The sequence below is a fragment of the Ruegeria sp. HKCCA4008 genome, assembly GCF_013033125.1.
Classification (GTDB): domain Bacteria; phylum Pseudomonadota; class Alphaproteobacteria; order Rhodobacterales; family Rhodobacteraceae; genus Ruegeria.
The window spans coordinates 1-16929 of sequence record NZ_WQDM01000019.1 but is presented as its reverse complement, the minus strand read 5'-3'; the positions used below and the strand labels follow the sequence as shown (position 1 = coordinate 16929).

At 55.8% G+C, this 16929-nt stretch carries 14 protein-coding genes; 3 read left to right on the top strand and 11 right to left on the bottom strand.

Going from position 1 to position 16929, the window contains the following annotated elements; translation table 11 throughout:
• Positions 1 to 264: 264 nt before the first annotated feature.
• The 6 genes from dxs to GOW60_RS20865 form a co-directional block, all read right to left on the bottom strand.
• Complete coding sequence (gene dxs, locus GOW60_RS20890) at positions 265 to 2193, bottom strand: 1-deoxy-D-xylulose-5-phosphate synthase (protein WP_171207120.1); 1929 nt, start codon at positions 2191 to 2193, stop codon at positions 265 to 267.
• A 16-nt stretch (positions 2194 to 2209) separates the two neighbouring features.
• The gene (locus tag GOW60_RS20885; RefSeq protein WP_171230801.1) at positions 2210 to 3076 is read right to left on the bottom strand and encodes a polyprenyl synthetase family protein; all 867 of its coding nucleotides are present in this window, start codon (positions 3074 to 3076) and stop codon (positions 2210 to 2212) included.
• Complete coding sequence (locus tag GOW60_RS20880; RefSeq protein WP_152459693.1) at positions 3077 to 3319, bottom strand: exodeoxyribonuclease VII small subunit; 243 nt, start codon at positions 3317 to 3319, stop codon at positions 3077 to 3079.
• Positions 3316 to 4242 (bottom strand): histone deacetylase family protein, encoded by a 927-nt coding sequence (locus GOW60_RS20875; protein ID WP_171230800.1) that lies wholly within the window; start codon positions 4240 to 4242, stop codon positions 3316 to 3318. The genes GOW60_RS20880 and GOW60_RS20875 overlap by 4 nt, the downstream gene beginning before the upstream one ends.
• A gap of 68 nt (positions 4243 to 4310) precedes the next feature.
• On the bottom strand, positions 4311 to 5012 hold the full coding sequence (locus tag GOW60_RS20870; RefSeq protein WP_171171906.1) for a response regulator: 702 nt from the start codon (positions 5010 to 5012) through the stop codon (positions 4311 to 4313).
• Positions 5009 to 5521 (bottom strand): MarR family winged helix-turn-helix transcriptional regulator, encoded by a 513-nt coding sequence (locus GOW60_RS20865; protein ID WP_152459690.1) that lies wholly within the window; start codon positions 5519 to 5521, stop codon positions 5009 to 5011. Before GOW60_RS20865 ends, GOW60_RS20870 begins: the two co-directional genes overlap by 4 nt.
• 160 nt (positions 5522 to 5681) lie before the next feature.
• Here GOW60_RS20865 and GOW60_RS20860 point away from each other — a divergent pair, with 160 nt between their 5' ends.
• The 3 genes from GOW60_RS20860 to GOW60_RS20850 all read left to right on the top strand — a co-directional run bounded on the left by GOW60_RS20860 (position 5682) and on the right by GOW60_RS20850 (position 8083).
• A complete protein-coding gene (locus GOW60_RS20860; protein ID WP_152459689.1) occupies positions 5682 to 6548 on the top strand; it encodes a branched-chain amino acid aminotransferase in 867 nt (288 codons plus the stop codon).
• A 107-nt stretch (positions 6549 to 6655) separates the two neighbouring features.
• Entirely contained in the window at positions 6656 to 7606 is a 951-nt protein-coding gene (locus GOW60_RS20855; RefSeq protein WP_171230799.1) for an AraC family transcriptional regulator, read from the top strand.
• 111 nt (positions 7607 to 7717) lie between these two features.
• Entirely contained in the window at positions 7718 to 8083 is a 366-nt protein-coding gene (locus GOW60_RS20850) for a hypothetical protein (RefSeq protein WP_171230798.1), read from the top strand.
• 256 nt (positions 8084 to 8339) lie between these two features.
• Here GOW60_RS20850 and GOW60_RS20845 read toward each other — a convergent pair whose 3' ends face one another.
• The 5 genes from GOW60_RS20845 to GOW60_RS20825 form a co-directional block, all read right to left on the bottom strand.
• The gene (locus GOW60_RS20845) at positions 8340 to 9641 is read right to left on the bottom strand and encodes an adenylate/guanylate cyclase domain-containing protein (protein WP_171230797.1); all 1302 of its coding nucleotides are present in this window, start codon (positions 9639 to 9641) and stop codon (positions 8340 to 8342) included.
• 178 nt (positions 9642 to 9819) lie between these two features.
• Complete coding sequence (locus GOW60_RS20840; RefSeq protein WP_171230796.1) at positions 9820 to 11010, bottom strand: acyl-CoA dehydratase activase-related protein; 1191 nt, start codon at positions 11008 to 11010, stop codon at positions 9820 to 9822.
• On the bottom strand, positions 10961 to 13096 hold the full coding sequence (locus tag GOW60_RS21510) for a BadF/BadG/BcrA/BcrD ATPase family protein (RefSeq protein WP_171230795.1): 2136 nt from the start codon (positions 13094 to 13096) through the stop codon (positions 10961 to 10963). The genes GOW60_RS20840 and GOW60_RS21510 overlap by 50 nt, the downstream gene beginning before the upstream one ends.
• The gene (locus GOW60_RS20830; protein ID WP_171230794.1) at positions 13093 to 14604 is read right to left on the bottom strand and encodes a hypothetical protein; all 1512 of its coding nucleotides are present in this window, start codon (positions 14602 to 14604) and stop codon (positions 13093 to 13095) included. Before GOW60_RS20830 ends, GOW60_RS21510 begins: the two co-directional genes overlap by 4 nt.
• Before the next feature lie 151 nt (positions 14605 to 14755).
• The gene (locus GOW60_RS20825) at positions 14756 to 16426 is read right to left on the bottom strand and encodes a hypothetical protein (RefSeq protein WP_171230793.1); all 1671 of its coding nucleotides are present in this window, start codon (positions 16424 to 16426) and stop codon (positions 14756 to 14758) included.
• Positions 16427 to 16929 lie beyond the last annotated feature (503 nt).

Sequence of the window (16929 nt, the reverse complement as noted above, 5' to 3'; positions counted from 1 at the left end):
TCGCTCTTGTCTCCCCTCCGTTCTGGGAGCCGTGAGTCACGCAGCGCAGCTAAAATCAATGCATCCTGAGCCTAGCTATGGGGTATAGTGGTGCAGAACGGAATAGCGGGAAACATAGAAACGTATTTTAGATATGGTCAGAAAACATGAGTGTTCCGTGGTGCTCCAAGATTTTGGTTTTGGATTTCCCTCAGCGGCACCAGATAAATCCAAGTCAAACGGATTTCGGCCCTCGCAACGTCCGCTGCCCTGCCGACAGGCGCGTTAAGCGCGTTTCTCTCCGATCGAGGCGACACCCAGAACGTCCAGAACTTTCGCTTCGATATGCTCGGCATTCATGCCGGCCACCGCATACATGTCCGCGGGGCTGGCTTGATCGATGAAGATATCAGGCAAAACCATCGAGCGGTATTTCAGGCCCCGATCAAATACACCTTCATCCGCCAAAAGTTGAGCGACATGGCTGCCAAAACCCCCAACGGCCCCTTCTTCTATGGTGATCAACGCCTCGTGGCGGGACACCAGATCCAGGATCAGGTCACGGTCAAGAGGTTTGGCAAAACGAGCGTCGGCAATCGTGGGCGTTATGCCTTTGGCTGAAAGGGATTCCGCCGCCTTCTGAACCTCTGCCAGACGTGTACCGAATGAAAGCAGAGCCACCCGCGCACCTTCCCGGATAACGCGGCCCTTGCCGATTTCCAGAACCTCGCCGCGTTCGGGCAAGTCCACCCCGACACCTTCGCCGCGCGGATAGCGGAACGCAATGGGGCCTTCGTCATGCGCAGCGGCAGTCGCCACCATATGCATCAGCTCGGCCTCGTCTGCGGCAGCCATGACGACCATACCGGGCAGGTTGGCCAAATAGGCAATGTCGAACGACCCCGCATGGGTGGCGCCGTCAGCCCCGACCAAACCTGCCCTGTCGATTGCAAAACGTACAGGCAGGCGCTGAATCGCCACGTCATGGACCACCTGATCGTAACCACGCTGGAGAAAGGTCGAATACATTGCGCAGAACGGCTTCATTCCTCCTGCGGCAAGCGCAGCCGAAAACGTCACGCCGTGCTGTTCGGCAATCGCCACATCAAAGCAACGTGACGGATAGCGCTCGGCGAACAGATTGAGGCCAGTTCCGTCGGGCATCGCAGCGGTCACGGCAACGATCTTGTCGTCACGCGCGGCCTCATCCACCAGCGCCTTGCCAAATACAGACGTGTAAGAGGGCGCGTTTGAAGGTGCCTTCTTTTGCTCCCCAGTAACCACATCGAACTTGGCCGTGGCATGGCCTTTGTCGCGGGCCTGTTCGGCGGGGGCATACCCCTTGCCTTTTTTCGTCAATACATGGATCAGAATCGGCCCGGTTGCCCTTGATTTGACCGTACGCAGAACAGGCAGCAGCTGGTCCATGTCATGGCCATCTATCGGGCCGAGATAGGAAAACCCAAGCTCTTCGAACAGCGTGCCGCCCACCGCCATGCCTTTCAGCATCTCTTTGGCGCGCTTGGCGCCCTCCCGGAACGGCTCGGGCAGCAATGAGACAGCGCCTTTTGCAGCGGCTTTCAGATCGTGAAACGGTTCTTCGGAATAGATACGCGACAAATAGCTGGACAACGCACCAACTGGCGGCGCGATGCTCATTTCGTTATCGTTCAGAATGACGATCAGACGCTTTTTCAGGTGGCCTGCATTGTTCATCGCTTCAAAGGCCATGCCCGCAGACATCGAACCATCGCCGATCACCGCAATTGCGTCGCCCAACCCTTCGGGCGTTACACCACCCAGATCCCGCGCAACAGCAAAGCCCAAAGCAGCGCTGATCGACGTGCTGGAATGCGCCGCGCCAAATGGGTCATAGGGGCTTTCGCTGCGCTTGGTGAAACCACTGAGCCCACCTTTCATGCGCAATGTGCGGATGCGATCACGTCGTTCGGTCAGGATTTTGTGCGGATAACACTGATGACCCACATCCCAGATGATCTTGTCTCGGGGCGTATCAAACACGGCGTGCAAGGCGGTGGTCAGTTCAACAACCCCCAAGCCGGCCCCCAGATGCCCGCCGGTGACGGCAACCGCCGAAATTGTTTCGGCCCGCAACTCCTGTGCGACCTGGTGCAGTTGCGCGTCCGAGAACTGCTTGAGATCCGCAGGGCGGTTCACAAGATCCAGCAGGGGCGTATTGGGGCGGTCAGACATGTGGCGCGTTCCTGGCTTAGCTGTCCCGGGCAATAACGAAGCGGGCGGCTTCCTTCAAGGTTTCCGCCTTCGGACCAAACCCGTCCAAAGCGGCGCAGGCCTGATCCACCAGCTCACTTGCGCGGGCTTTGGCAGCGGGCAGACCCAAAAGCGAAACAAAAGTGGCTTTCCCTGCCTCAGTATCTTTTTGCAATCGCTTGCCCGCCTTTTGGGCATCGCCTTCAATATCAAGGATGTCATCTGCGATCTGAAAAGCAAGACCCATTGCCCGGGCATATCGGCGCAACGGGTCAGGATCGGATCGGGCCATAACGGCGCCAACGCAGGCAGACCACTCGATCAGGGCGCCTGTCTTTCCGGCCTGAAGACGCGTGATTTCGTCCAGCGACAGCGGTTCGGCGGCCGTTTCTGCGGCAATGTCCAGCGCCTGTCCCAGCACCATACCTTGTGCGCCGCTGGCTTTGGCCAGGGTCAGGGCAAGGTCTGCGCGAATGTCTGCGGACCCAACCTGCGAACAGGTGCAAAGTTCAAAAGCAAGCGTCTGAAGGGCATCCCCGGCGAGAACAGCCGTGCCCTCATCCCACTCTACGTGAACGGTGGGCCGCCCGCGGCGCAGGTCATCGTCATCCATGCAGGGCAGGTCGTCATGCACCAGGGAATAAGCGTGCAGCGCCTCTATGGCCGTGGCCGGCCAGATCGCCCGGTCTTCTTCAACACCGTGCAGTCGGGCACTTTCCAATGCCAGAAACCCGCGCAGCCGCTTTCCGCCTCGGGTGGCATACGCCATGGCCCGGGTGACACCCACGTCTGCAAACGCGCCCAAAACCAGATCAAAATGGCTTTGAATGCTGGCAGCATCCTGCGCAAGTCTTTCGGGGAACATTCACATACCTTCGACAGGCGTCGTACCGGTCGGCTGACCACTGGCGTCCAGAGTGATCGCTGCGACTTTTTCTTCCGCGCGCTTCAACTCCTCCTCGCACCGCTTTTTCAGCGCCGCGCCGCGTTCGTACAGCGCAATTGATTGATCCAGCGCGACATCGCCACGTTCCAGCTGGCCGACTACGGCTTCAAGCTCTTTCATCGCCTGTTCGAATGTCATCTGGTCTACGGGGGTCTGGGTCATCGGGCTGCCTTTATCAATTCTTCCACATGGGCGCGTGTGGCCTGGGCCAGTGCGTTCAGATCATACCCGCCTTCCAGAGTCGAGACGATACGACCGTCGCAAACCTCGTCGGCAATCCTGCACAGCTCGGCGGTGATCCAGGCGAAGTCATCAGTGGCCCAGTTCAGATTGGCCAGCGGGTCGTCCTGATGGGCGTCGAACCCGGCGGAAATGATAATCAGTTCCGGCCTGAAGGCCCGCAAGCGCGGAAAGGCCTTCGTTTCATAGGCGGCACGCATCTCGGCGCCACCACTGCCGGGCGCCAGAGGGATATTGAGAACCGTATCGTAAACACCCGTTTCCTCGGGCCGGCCCGATCCGGGCCACAAAGGCATCTGCTGGCTGGTTATCACCAATGCCCGCGCTTCATCCCACAACAGGTCCTGGGTTCCATTGCCGTGATGCACGTCGAAGTCGACCACGGCCACATGTTTCAAACCGTGATGGTCCAGCGCGTGTTTCGCCGCCAATGCTGCATTTCCAAACAGGCAAAAGCCCATGGCCGTTTCGGTTTCCGCATGATGCCCCGGCGGGCGAATGGCACAGAACGCGTTCGAGGCTTCACCGCTCAAAACCAGATCAACGGCCCGCACCACCGCACCCGCCGCGCGGTAAGCTGCGTCCACCGATCCCGGAGACAGGAACGTATCCCCGTCGATCTGTGCGAACCCGTCCGCAGGGTGCGCGGCCCGAATGTCGCGAACATAGCTCTCGGGGTGAATGCGCAGAAGATCGTCATCCGCAGCCATCGGAGCCGTCACCCGCTTCAGCTCCAGCGCTTCCAATGCATGCAGAATATGCTCCAACCGCGCCACCCGCTCCGGGTGCCCGTCAGGTGTCACATGGCCCAGACAATCGGCGTGGGTCAAAAGGGCGGTTGTCATTGGGATCCCATCTTCATCTGGCTACAAATATCCTCGCCGAAGGCCAAAAAACGCCGCGCAGCGGCATCTCAATCCGGCGCAAGCATATACCCCGCGCCCCGCACAGTCTGCAAATAGCGTGGCTGCTTGGGGTCCTGTTCGATTTTGCGCCGAAGGCGCGTGATCTGTACATCCACCGCGCGCTCCTGCGCCTGACCCTTGTCGCGCCCCAAATCCTCGACCAGCTTGGCGCGGCTGATCGGCTCTCCGGGCTGGGCCGAGAATATCTTCATCAACTGGCTTTCGGTTGCGGTCAGACGGACCGGGTCTTCGCCCTGCCACATCTCACCGCGTTCAATGTCATAGCGGATGGGCCCGAGGTTCAGGATCTTCGCCGTGGTTTCTTCTGCCGGCGTTTCCGGCATCCGGCGCAGGATCGCATTGATCCGCAACAGCAGCTCTTTCGGCTCGAACGGTTTTGCCAGGTAATCATCCGCCCCGGCCTCGAGACCCGCGATCCGGTGTTCCGTCTCGCCCTTTGCGGTCAGCAGCAGGATCGGTGTCGTATGCGTTTCCCGCAAAGAACGGGTCAGGCTGACACCATCCTCGCCCGGCATCATCACATCCATGACGATCATGTCGAAATCCAACCCCGACAATACGCGCCGCGCGTGGGCCGCATCCCGTGCCGCAGTAACCAGAAACCCGTTTCGCATCAAAAACTTCTTGAGCAGATCACGAATGCGCTCGTCGTCGTCAACAATCAGCAGATGGGCATCCATATCGCTCATGTGGTTGTATCCCGAAGTTTCGTATAGGCATGACGCATATCAGCATCCATCATCGCTTCAAGCACTTTGCGAAAACCGGCCACGGCTTCGGGACCGGCATCCTTGTAGGCGGCGCGCATTCTTGCCCGCTGAGCATCCGACAACGTGGTTTCCAGCGACTGCCCCTTTTCTGTCAGAAATAGGTGGCGTTCGCGTTTGTCCACTGTACCCACGCGGCTTTCCACCAAACCATCCTCGATCAAGGTTCGCAAAACCCTGTTCAGAGACTGTTTTGTTACGCCAAGGATGGCCAACAAATTGTTGACCGTCGTGCCCGGCGCGCGGTTGATGAAGTGGATTGCCCGATGGTGGGCGCGGCCATAGGCCATCTCTGCGAGGATGCGATCGGGATCAGCCGTAAAGCCACGATAGGCGAAGAACATGGCCTCGATCCCCTGCCTTAATTGCTCATCGGTCAAAAACAAAAGGCTCTCGCCCCCATAACGCGGGGCCGGACGGATGTCGGACATATCATGCCTCATTCGTGACTACCGGGCCGAGTTTATGTCAGCGTTATTGACATTCCAAGAGTAGAGCGGTATCGATTTGCAGTTTTTGCGCAATATTGTGTCCGCACCGGACCTAAATTGCGCAACAATCGAAAACTCAACCCGGTTCAGGAGGTTTCGCATGGCGGGGTATGATGATCGTGATGGCACCATTTGGATGGATGGCAAGCTGGTGCCCTGGCGTGAGGCCAATGTGCACATTCTGACCCACGCAATGCACTATGCGTCATCGGTATTCGAAGGCGAACGCGCATACAACGGCAAGATCTTCAAAAGCCGCGAACATTCCCAGCGTCTGATCGCCTCGGCCGAAGCGCTGGACATGCCGATGCCTTATTCGGTTGATGAAATCGAAGCCGCCAAGGAAGAGGCGCTGAAAGCCAGCGGTTTGCAGGACGCGTATGTGCGGGCGCTGGTCTGGCGTGGCTCGGGTGAGGACATGGGCGTGGCCTCGGCGCGCAATCCGGTGCGCATGGCCATCGCAGTCTGGCCTTGGGGCGCCTATTACGGCGATGCCAAGATGCAGGGTGCCAAGCTGGATATCGCCGAATGGAAACGCCCCAGCCCGGAAACCATCCCGGTCCATGCCAAGGCGGCGGGTCTTTACATGATTTGCACCATATCCAAGCACAAAGCCGAGGCCAAAGGATGCTCGGACGCATTGTTCATGGACTGGCGCGGATATGTCGCCGAGGCCACCGGCGCAAACGTGTTTTTCGTCAAGGATGGCGAGGTGCATACCCCGCTGGCAGACTGCTTCCTGAACGGCATCACCCGCCAGACGGTGATCCAAATGCTGAAAGACAAGGGCATCACCGTGCATGAGCGCCGCATCAAGCCCGAAGAAATGGCTGACTTCGAACAGTGCTGGCTGACCGGCACCGCGGCCGAGGTAACACCTGTCGGACAGATCGGCGAATATACATTCGAGGTCGGCGACCTGACCCGCCAAATCGCCGAAGATTACGAGAAACTGGTTCGCTCGTAAGATATTGCCCCCGCTTTGTCGGGGGCTTTTTGTTGCCAAACGTGCAATTTTTTGTGCAAACCGTTCGGCCATCTGGACGGATTGCACAAATTGCGTATCTTCGGCACATGTTGGACCTTCTCAGCGATATTCTCACCCGCCTTTCCTTGCGCGGCACGTTTTACTTCCGCACGTCATTCACTCCGCCCTTCGGAATTCAGGTGCCGGGATTCGAAAACGTGGCGCGGTTTCATTTTGTGCAGCGTGGTGAGCTCAAGGTTCATGTCTCGACCACGGGGGAAACCTTGCGGTTGAGGCAGGGGGACCTGATCCTGATCCCCCATGGGGCGCCGCACGCATTGCTCTGTGCCGAGGTCAAGCCGTTGGACGCATTGCCCCTGGAGCAGGTGCTGGAGCGCGCGGGCTACACGGGCGAAGGCGTGCTGGTCTATGGCGGTGATGACGAGGAACGGGATACACAGCTGATCTGCGGTCATTTCTCTTTCACCGGCCCGGCCGGCCGAAACGGCACCGGGCATATGCTGATCGACCGCCTGCCGCCCTATATCCTGATCGAGAATTATGGCGAAGAGGCCGGATCGTGGATGGAAGCCACCCTGCGCATGATCGGCTCTGAGGTCTCAGGCGCAAGAATCGGTGGCGACCTGATCGCGCTGAAACTGTCCGAGGCCCTGTTCGCTCAGGCGATCCGGGCCTATCTGGAGCGTCAGAGCCCGCAGGATTCCGCATTGGCAGGATTTGCTGATCAGCGCATCTCGCGGGCCTTGACCGCGTTCCACCAGGACCCGGCCAAGGACTGGAGCGTCGCGTCTTTGGCACGTGTGGCGGGTATGTCGCGCACTGCCTTTGCTCAGCTTTTTGCTGAAAAGATGGATACTACGCCGATGCAGTACCTCACGGATTGGCGGATGCAGATCGCATGCCACGGCCTGACCGAGGCACGATGGAACGTGGCAGATGCAGCGGCCGAGGTCGGGTATGCCTCGGAGGCGGCTTTCTCACGCGTGTTCAAGAAACAGGTTGGGCTGTCACCGGCTGCGTACCGAGCGATGCATTGATCCCCCAGGTTTTCTGAACGATCTGCATAGTATCAGAGACGATCAGGAATTCAGCGTTCGGCTTTGGCGTCCTACCTTCCCTTTATCATTGATTGAGAAAAGGAAGATCTCATGCCCCTGCGTTTCGTTACCCGCTCTGTCCATGCTTACCTCGACTACCCTGTCGCCATTGCACTCATGACGTTGCCGTTCCTGTTGGGATTGGGCCAATCCAATCCACTGGCCCTGTGGCTGTCGGTTGTCACCGGTGTTGCTGCGTTTGTTCTGACGGTACTGACGGATCACCACCTTGGGATTTGGCGGGTCCTTCCCTACAAGTTCCATCTGGCCGTAGATTTGATTGTCGGCATCACCTTCCTGTTTGCACCCAGCATTCTGGGGTTCTCAGGACTGGATGCGGTGTTTTACTGGTTGAACGGTGCGGCAGTCGTGCTTGTCATCTCGCTCAGCGCATCCGAGCAGGAAATCGCCGCTTAAAACCGCTGACTACGGCTTTCCCAGTTTCACCGTAAAGCGCCAAGGTCCGGGCCGCCGGGGTCTTCAGCCGGCGGCTCGCTCTTGAAATAAGGTCTGGCGTCAAAGGCATGCCCCCACCGTCTCAACAGGCCACCCGGCTGCGACCTGCACCTACCTCCATGTGATCTGTTGTTTCAACTGACTCAGGTACGCCCCAGTCCAGTCACTGATTGAACCCGCACTGACCTTGGGACGTTTCACCGAGAAGATAAGGTTTTCAGCCTTTGATGAGCCGCTCGGACGAGTGTGAAGTCACAGGTTTGTCGTGGACTTTCAGCAGCCAATACGGTTGGATTTCGCCATTTCCCTTGATATTGATAACCTCTCGTCTCTCGCAATCCACATATTCTGCTATCTCATCTCTTACCTCGGGTGAGATTTGAACGCGCCCGGGCTCTCCGGTGCTTTCCATTCTTGAGGCGATGTTGACTGTATCACCCCAAACGTCAAAAAACGGTTTGTCGCCGCCGATTACACCTGCGATTACCGGGCCTTTGTGAATTCCGACCCGCAGGGACACCTTTGGATGCAGATTGTCTGTCACCCGCTCGACCGTCGCAATCATATCAATCGCCAACGCCGCCATGCGAACAGAATCCGGTTGCCTCTCTTTGACCGAGGGGTCCAGACCACCTGCAACCATGTAACTGTCACCGATGGTTTTGATTTTCTCCAGCTTGTAGCTCAAAACCAGTTCATCGAATGCTGAGAATACGGAGCCCAGCAATTTGACCGTCGCCCTTGCCCCATTGGCGGCCGCGAATTCAGAAAATCCAGACAAATCAGAAAACAGAATTGTGGCGTCATCAATTCTTTCAGCAATTAGCCTGTCCGGATGTGCTTTGATGCGCTTGGCAATACGTGAAGGCAGCAGAACATTTATCAACCGCTCGGAAACAGCAAATTCCTTTTCCAAAGCGTCTTCGTAACGATCTATTGCGGCATTTGCAGAATAAGAGGTGAAAAAAAGCGCCGAGACGATTCCCAAAATCAGCACAATGAAAATAACATCTTGAGGTTGCCTTACAAATCCGTCCCGATATGACTGCGCAATAATATCCCAAATCGTTTCGCCGGGCGGTATGTGCAAAGGAACGACAAGCGATATATAAATAAACAAAGCTGCGCTGAGGATCGTTATCAGAGTGATCCAACGCCAATATGCGGCCCCTAAAAAATAAAAAAGCAAGGGCGGGCCGACAAGCAAGACCAGATGATCTTCACCGTTTTTGCCGACGCTGATGTCATGGGCCAGAAACAGGAACAACCACACTGTAAAATAAGCGACTTTGACCTCAAGGCCGAAGCGATCCAGCGTCATCGTCAAAAGCGCCGCGAAGCCAAGACCAAAGTTTACCCATGCAAGATATCTCCAGTCTGGTCCAAGTTGGAACTGGTAGAAAGCTGTGAAACCGAACCCAAGCGACGCAATAAAGGCAGCAACGTTAACAACCTGCATCTTTCGTCTTATTTTTCCATCGTCGATCGGATTTTCAGAGTCCACAATGTGTTTCAGCAAAGCATCGCCCCCGCGCCAACTCTATGCGAAATATCCCCCAAATCCCCATCTTAGTCGATAAGCCCCAGGTTGTTTGTTCAGAAGCTACTTTCGCGTCGCGACGTCAACACAGCCTGAACCGCTTTTGGCCTCGCGCCCGCAAACGGGTGCCCTACCACCCTGAAAACCGGCCATTGGATCAAGTTGGCAACAGCAATTCAGGTGGTGCAGTTTTCAGGGCCTCCAGTTTGCTCTGAATGATTTTCGGTGATTTCTGTTCCAGATAGTAAGCAATGGTTTCCACGCGAATTCGAACAGATCCGGCAGGTTTCGTCTCATCGAGATCCTGAAACACGAAGAAAAGCGTTCCAAGCGCTTCGGTAATTTCCTGGACTGGTGAATATGTCGGCTGGTCCATTCCGCATTCATAGCTGGAAAACCTGATTGAACAGGTTATCCACGGCATAATAGATCCATAGCGTGCAGCCCACAGAAGTTCGTTTGTGTTTGCACTGTGGGATGTTTTCCAAATATCCGAAATGTCAAAAGGGCTTTGAATTCGGCCAGCTTTGATCAGATCGCCGTACAACCAATCCAGTATCTCGGCGTCCAATGGCAGGTATTGACCCCAGAGGATCGGATAGCCAAAGGCCTGCAACTCACTTTCGATGGCGTGGCCAATTCCGGTGTCCATGTGGTACGGGCGACCCAGGGCCAGGATGCAAGGTCGATGTTGTGTGGCGCATTCGGACAGTACTGCCAGACTTTGCCGCCGCAGACTCTGATCAAACTCTTGAAGGGCGTCATAGGCTTTGGCAACCGCAGCGCGCAGTTCAGCCAAGCGCAAGTCGGTGATTACGCCCTTCAGGGCATCAAACAGCTGCCGGGTCGCAATTTGTGGGTCTGCCAAAGACACGGCCGGCGAAAGATAATGTACACCCAGTTCCTTGAACACGTCCTTTTCCCGCCGAAACCCGGCTCGAGTACTTTCTGGGCCGGCAATGACGCGCGGGCAGGCCATATTTTCCCGGACATGACCCCGCAAAAAGGATGGGACAGTCAGGACTATGGGAACGAACAGGATATCAATGGGGCGCTTTTGCCCGTCCAGCAATTCACCATAATGGCCGGACATGCACTTGACGGGGTAACAGCAATCAACAGCACCACGCCCTTTTCCGAATTTCAGCTGCTGTGCTTCCGATGTGTCCGACGAATAGACGATATTGCGGCGATTGATTCCCAGTTCAACGAACAATGTCGTCCAAAACCTGTGTGTCGACCACTGGTTCAGGACCCGAGGGATGCCGATCCGAAAATCCCGCTTGGGTGGTTTGGACTTAGCGAAAGGCGCCTTCGCGAACGCTTTCTGCAATATTTGGATTGGCATTCGCTTCCTCGTCGATTTGCTTTTTTCGCGCTTTCATCTCGGCTGCGTCTTCAATCAACCCTTTCGAGCAAGAATTGCCGGTAATCACCCGCTCCCACCCTTCCGCCAGAGGAACCTTGCTGTTTGCCCGGCCACGACCGCCGGGGATCTGAACATCCACAAAGGCCCGGCTACAGTTCATCGCACACCACTTGCAGGTGGTTTTGCTGTTGGTTGTACTGACATATTCCAACTCTTCGACGCGGTCGTGCCCGACGAACCGGGACGTTTGCCCGGTGTTCACGTGTTCAAGCGCAAGAAGGGCGGCGCCCAACGCGCCAGCCTCGCCAGCATGGGGGTGCACGGTAATTTCCGCGTCAGGAATTTTACCCCTGATGAAATCGATCTGGGCTTTGACGACGGCCAGGTTTCGATGTGTTCCACCTTGCAGGACAAACTTCCTGCCGATGGCCTTGAGGTTCTGAAACTGCCCGGCATAGACCCAAACATTCAGGGGCAGGACCGCAGCAAGGCTTGCCATGATTTCTTCTGCCGCCCACCCTTTGCGTTGCTGGTTCACGATGTCGGACTGAAGGAACACGCCGCACCCCATCATCAGTTTCGGCATCCGCTTCGCGCTAAAGGCTTTTTCGGCATAGTCCTCCAGCCGGACATCATAGCGTTCGGCAACACCTTGAAGAAACGCCCCATTGCCGGAAGAGCATTGGGAATTGAGCCGAAAATCGACGACCGCTTTCTGCCGCAACAGCATGATTTTGACATCGGTCCCACCGACGTCGCATATCGCGTCTGCGTCGGGATGTATGTGCATGGCAGCAGCCGCATGTGCGACCGTCTCAACCACCGGTACGTCCGCCCCCAAAATATCCTTCAACAGATCTTTCCCGTACCCCGTCAGGCCAAGAGCGCCGATATCCTCGATCCCTGCATCACGCAACTTGCGGAAAACGGACTTGGCATCTTCGATCGGGTTTCCCTGACTGTGCTGATAGACCGAAGCCTTGATTTCCGCGTCGCGGTCCAACGCCACCGCCTTGACCGTGGTGCTGCCGAAATCGCACCCGACATAGTATGTCTCGGCCGCAACGGGCTGGGGCATTTGGATCACGGGTTGGGTAAAATCCTCAAGGAACCGGACGAGTTCACCGTTCCGGGCCAAGGCCTCTTGCCCGGTCTTGGCCTTTTCACCGTGCTGGCCTGTTTCCACCCACCATTTCAGGCCATCCGTGCCGGAATAGGCCCGGGATATATTTTGTTCCCGACGAGAGATCTCGACGCAGCCGAGGCTTGCATAGTACAAGGCATCGCCGGGAACCAGGATTGCATCGGTGACGCTCTGTCCTGCTTTCAATACGACATTGCGCTCGTCCCAGAGCGCGGCCAAATGGCTTGCCCATGCCTGCTGAAGACCTTGAAAGAACATGTTCGGCCCACCCAGCAAAAGCACCGATGGTGTGGGGGTGTTGCCTTTTGTCAAAGTCGCCAGGTTCTGCCGCACGACCGCGTCGAACAAGCTTGCGATGATTTCGGTCTTGGGAACTCCAGCCTTGACCAGACTGTTTGCGTCAGTCTCTGCAAAGATCCCGCATTTAGCGCTGATCCGATGAAGGGTTTGACCATCGAATGGCAGAGTGTTCAGCTCGTCCGGGGGAATGTTCAGTTTTCGTGCGGACTTTTCGATAAAGGTGCCCGTACCGCCGCTGCACGCTGATTGCATATAGACCTGCTTGGCCTTACCTGCGGAGGTTGGCGTGAAGAACAACGTCTTCATGTCTTCCCCGCCGATTTCAGACACGAAATGCACATCCGGATGCAACGCTTCGACGGCGGCGGCGACGGCGACAACTTCCTGGATTTGCCGCGCGTTCACATTATCTGCCAGCGTCCCTGCCCCGGATCCTGTAAACGTGACAACATCGCGACCGGCGGTCAGGCCGGCCTCCAGCTCCATCTGCGACAGCAGTTCAAGGGTTTTCTCGGCCTGGCGTGTTTTGTGACGACCATAGGCTTTCCAGATGACTTCGCCATCCTCTACCACGACGCCTTTTACAGTTGTCGATCCAATATCTACCCCAGCGAATTTCACAACGTGGCATTTCCCAGCTCAAGCACCACATTGGATGCCGTACCCACGGCGCCACGATGGGGAACTTTCCAAAACGGCGTGTTGACCTTGGGATGCTCTTCGGCGCGCTTTCTGGCCTCGTCCGCGGTCAACCCGGCGGCGGCTAGAGCGGACTCAAATTCCTCCTGCGCGCGGATCTTGGCGTCTGCCAGCACCATCTGGCACCGCGACAAAGCGTGCACGTCGCTGTCCCCTTTCACCTCGATTGGGGCATAGAGCATGTCCGGATACCGGCCCTGTACGGCCGCCATTGCGCCGATGCTCATTGTGTTGGGAAGGCAGCCATAGGGCGACAGCTCGCAAATCATATGTGCCTTTCGCTGGGTATGCGCCCAGATCGCCTTGGCGATCAGCAAATCACCTTCACCCCCGTTGATCATGTTGTCAAAAAAAGGAGCCGCCAGTTGCCGCAGCTTGTCCTGATCGGGCATCGGACGGGGAACACCCCCAAGCATCCGGCGCATCTGATCGTATTTGAACCTGAAAAAGCGCTGCCCAAGTTTCAACAGAGCATAGTTCTGACGCGCTTTGTCTTTAATCCCGAAGCCCAGCTTGAGCTTTTGTCCGCCATACCGCATCAGGTAATCGAACCATACGACCATCGGCGCCGGCTGCACTTCGGCGCCTTCGCCTTCAAGCCATTTGTGCATATTGTAGTTCTGCACCCCTTCGGCGGTGGCCAGATAGAACTCGCCGGTGATTTTGACCATCGGCTTGACCCTCAATCGATCAAGCTGGATGTCTTCAAAGTGGTCGCGTGCACGCCTCATGGCCTTCAGAAAGCGTCTGGTCGTCGAATGCCACAGGACTGATCCCCATTTCGGCATTTGCTTAGGCCTGCTCAACATGGCGTCGTATATCTCGGAAACCGCCTTCTGCGCCGCCCGGTTGGTCGCGCCTTGCTCTAGCTCATAGGGCCGCAGCTGGTATTCCAGATCCTGAATGGCATCCGCTGCCATCATGCCCAAGGCCGTGCTCAGCAGCAGGTGAATATCAGTCTGCAAACCGGCGTCTTTGCCTTTCGACTGATCGATTTCATGCTGCTGAACCAGAAACATCCTGAACGCCTCGAGCCCCAGATTCTTCAGCGCAAGCTCATAGCTTTGGTGATATTGACCGAAACGGCAGGCCCCGCAGGCTCCGGCGGTCACATAAACATATTTTTCGGCCACTTCGTCAGCACCGATAGCCTCGGCTTCGTTTCTGAGAAAACTCGACAAGTTGCCCGTTGTGAAGGCGGTGGGGCAGCACTGTCCGACATCCGCCAGTTCACGTCCCAGGTACAAGTCTTCAACTGTCACATCAGGCAGGCGCTGCGCATTGTAACCCGCACTTTTGAACAGGCCTTCCAGCAGTTTTTCGGCGCGCCATGTGACCCCACCAAACAACAGGGTGACATCCTTGCGCTGATCCGCAGAAAAAGGACGAGGTTCGTAAGCCCTATAGGACTCTTCCAAAATACGACTCATAAAAATACCCCCCAACCAACATAACATGTATTTACAATGCACAATATAATATTCCTGAATCGCCCCTGCACCGGGAATCCGCTTGAAACAGGGCCATCGGAAATTCAGGTTGTCATGGACGCCGGTCAGGCACTCTCAGCCTGGAAATCCATCAAATACCCAGGAATCTTTTTGCATTTCCTTCATAGAAGTTAGGTGCACAAGGACTGATCTGTGGATCGCTGAAGAACTTGTCAAATTCGATCAGGTATTCACGGGTTCTGCCGACCATCAGGGGCATCGCCCAATCCGTTCCAAAACACACTTTGTCCCGAAAATGGTGCGGTGCGCCTTGGGTTCTCTTGTCCACTAGTACTGATTTTAATCGCTGAAATATCTTTGGTTTGAGCTTTGTGTCCAGAATTCCCAAAATATGACCCAAGCCAAGATAGACATTGTCGAATTCCTCAACCAAGCGAATAGCACGATAGGCAAATGTTTGCTTGAAATGGGTGTTATCTGCTGCCCAACCCATCCAATCTTCTTCTTTTGCGCCGCCACCATGAGCCAGGAACAACCAAAGGTTCCGGGCATTGTGGGTCTCCATCGCGTGCTTCCATAACTCTGGATCGGAATAGACGCCGTATCCTTTCTCCACCTCAAATCCCATCGGGTTGCAATGGGCAAACAAACGCAGGTTGTGGCTGGAGAAATGGCGAATGATGTCACCCATCTTGGCCTGTGCCATCGGGTAGGGCGCAGGGTTCGATGCTTTTTTTCTGTACTTGTCCAGACTTCGCCCAGAGGCGACCGGGGTCTGGTAGCCGCGCATATCGATCGGGCGGATCCCCAAGGGCGGATAGATTTTGTAGCCCGTTATTCCGAGTGCAACGCCTGAATCGACGATCTGTTTCCAGTTCCCGCCTCGAAACGGGTCAACCGCACCAAAATTGATCAATTCATTCGGGTTCTCAGCCGCGAGCAACTGCATCCGGTCCATTTGTTCGGTGAAGTCAAAATACGGCGGTAAGAACCCAAGCATCCCAGGCTTCTTGAGTTTTTCGAAGGCGCGGTGCATATCCAGCAGGACGCCCACGAAAAGGCTGGCTTCCGGGTCACTCGGCTGACCATTCTTCTTGAAATCCCTCTTGAGCGCTTTGAACCGGTTTCGCTCGGACAAGGTCATGATGACAATGAATTCAAGCAACTGAAAGATGCTACCGATTTGATCGGTTGGAATGCCTGCGGCACGAAAGCCTGCATCAGAGCCAGGTTTGTACAACCCACCTGAGCGCATGTGTTCAGCTTCATGAAAGAAATCGCTTTCTGCCGCTTTTTGACCAGCGACCCTGAAGGCCTCGGCCATAAACCGATCCAGCAAATCAGGGTCCGTGCCACTGTCTCCAAAAGCGGACCTGTCAGAAATTCTGCCACCGCCCACAAGCTGAACACCTATTGGGAGGTCGCCCGCCCTTGAATAGTTGATATCATGGTCAATATCGTTAAGGGCTCGGATCAGCTCCTCTATGTCCTTCCAATCCCGGTGGCTGGGGTTGGGTGTCGATTGAAACTCTCTAATCTTCTCACGAACCGGATGTGCAATGGCCCGCATAAGCTGGTCCACATCGTGATTAAGCAATGCGTCGATCAAATCGTCCTGATCAGGTTCTTCCGTCGCGGGTCTGCTGAAGTCGCTCATGCGGGTCACACTAAGCGCCAGAACGGCCAATCCAAGCGAAAGCCAATACTGTGAAAAGAACAAGTAGAAGATACTGTGCAACGGCAAATATCGCGCCGTGAACAGGTGGGTGTGCATGTCAATAAAGGTGTTTTTTCCAGTCATATTTTTGGCTCCACGAAATAAATTTCAGCCGAGAATTTCCTGTATTCGTATGACTTTTCTGTCAAAAACCGGAAATGGCTTTTGGCCTTAATCTGCTGAGTTTATGGTTTTTCGAAAATTTTTGCAATTTTCGGGCCCGGCAAGCCGCTTCGCCGAGTCTGAGTTGAAGCAGTGATTTCTACTGTTAGTTCATGTGAGTTGGAAGCAAAGTTCTTTTACAGCGAAAGTCGAATGAAGTTAAATCCGTCACTTAGGCTCGAGACTCATTGACTCACAACCAGAGCAGCAGGATGGCCGCTAGTGCGATGGCTGAAGGCGCGTCATCTGTTCGTCGGTTAGACGTTCTTTGCTCTGTGGCGTAGCACCGCAGTAGCACCGAGACCGATCGTCCGAAACTCAGACATCGCTCCTTGGGGCGCTAAATTTTTGATATCTGTCTGGAATTATTGGTTACGGGAGCAGGGTTTGAACCTCTGACCTTCAGGTTGTGAGCCTGACGAGGT

Excerpts from the sequence above, each read along its gene's own strand:
- dxs (WP_171207120.1), bottom strand. The coding sequence starts at position 2,193 with ATGTCTGACCGCCCCAATACGCCCCTGCTGGATCTTGTGAACCGCCCT.
- GOW60_RS20885 (WP_171230801.1), bottom strand. The coding sequence starts at position 3,076 with ATGTTCCCCGAAAGACTTGCGCAGGATGCTGCCAGCATTCAAAGCCAT.
- GOW60_RS20880 (WP_152459693.1), bottom strand. The coding sequence starts at position 3,319 with ATGACCCAGACCCCCGTAGACCAGATGACATTCGAACAGGCGATGAAA.
- GOW60_RS20875 (WP_171230800.1), bottom strand. The coding sequence starts at position 4,242 with ATGACAACCGCCCTTTTGACCCACGCCGATTGTCTGGGCCATGTGACA.
- GOW60_RS20870 (WP_171171906.1), bottom strand. The coding sequence starts at position 5,012 with ATGAGCGATATGGATGCCCATCTGCTGATTGTTGACGACGACGAGCGC.
- GOW60_RS20865 (WP_152459690.1), bottom strand. The coding sequence starts at position 5,521 with ATGTCCGACATCCGTCCGGCCCCGCGTTATGGGGGCGAGAGCCTTTTG.
- GOW60_RS20860 (WP_152459689.1), top strand. The coding sequence starts at position 5,682 with ATGGCGGGGTATGATGATCGTGATGGCACCATTTGGATGGATGGCAAG.
- GOW60_RS20855 (WP_171230799.1), top strand. The coding sequence starts at position 6,656 with ATGTTGGACCTTCTCAGCGATATTCTCACCCGCCTTTCCTTGCGCGGC.
- GOW60_RS20850 (WP_171230798.1), top strand. The coding sequence starts at position 7,718 with ATGCCCCTGCGTTTCGTTACCCGCTCTGTCCATGCTTACCTCGACTAC.
- GOW60_RS20840 (WP_171230796.1), bottom strand. The coding sequence starts at position 11,010 with ATGCCAATCCAAATATTGCAGAAAGCGTTCGCGAAGGCGCCTTTCGCT.
- GOW60_RS20830 (WP_171230794.1), bottom strand. The coding sequence starts at position 14,604 with ATGAGTCGTATTTTGGAAGAGTCCTATAGGGCTTACGAACCTCGTCCT.
- GOW60_RS20825 (WP_171230793.1), bottom strand. The coding sequence starts at position 16,426 with ATGACTGGAAAAAACACCTTTATTGACATGCACACCCACCTGTTCACG.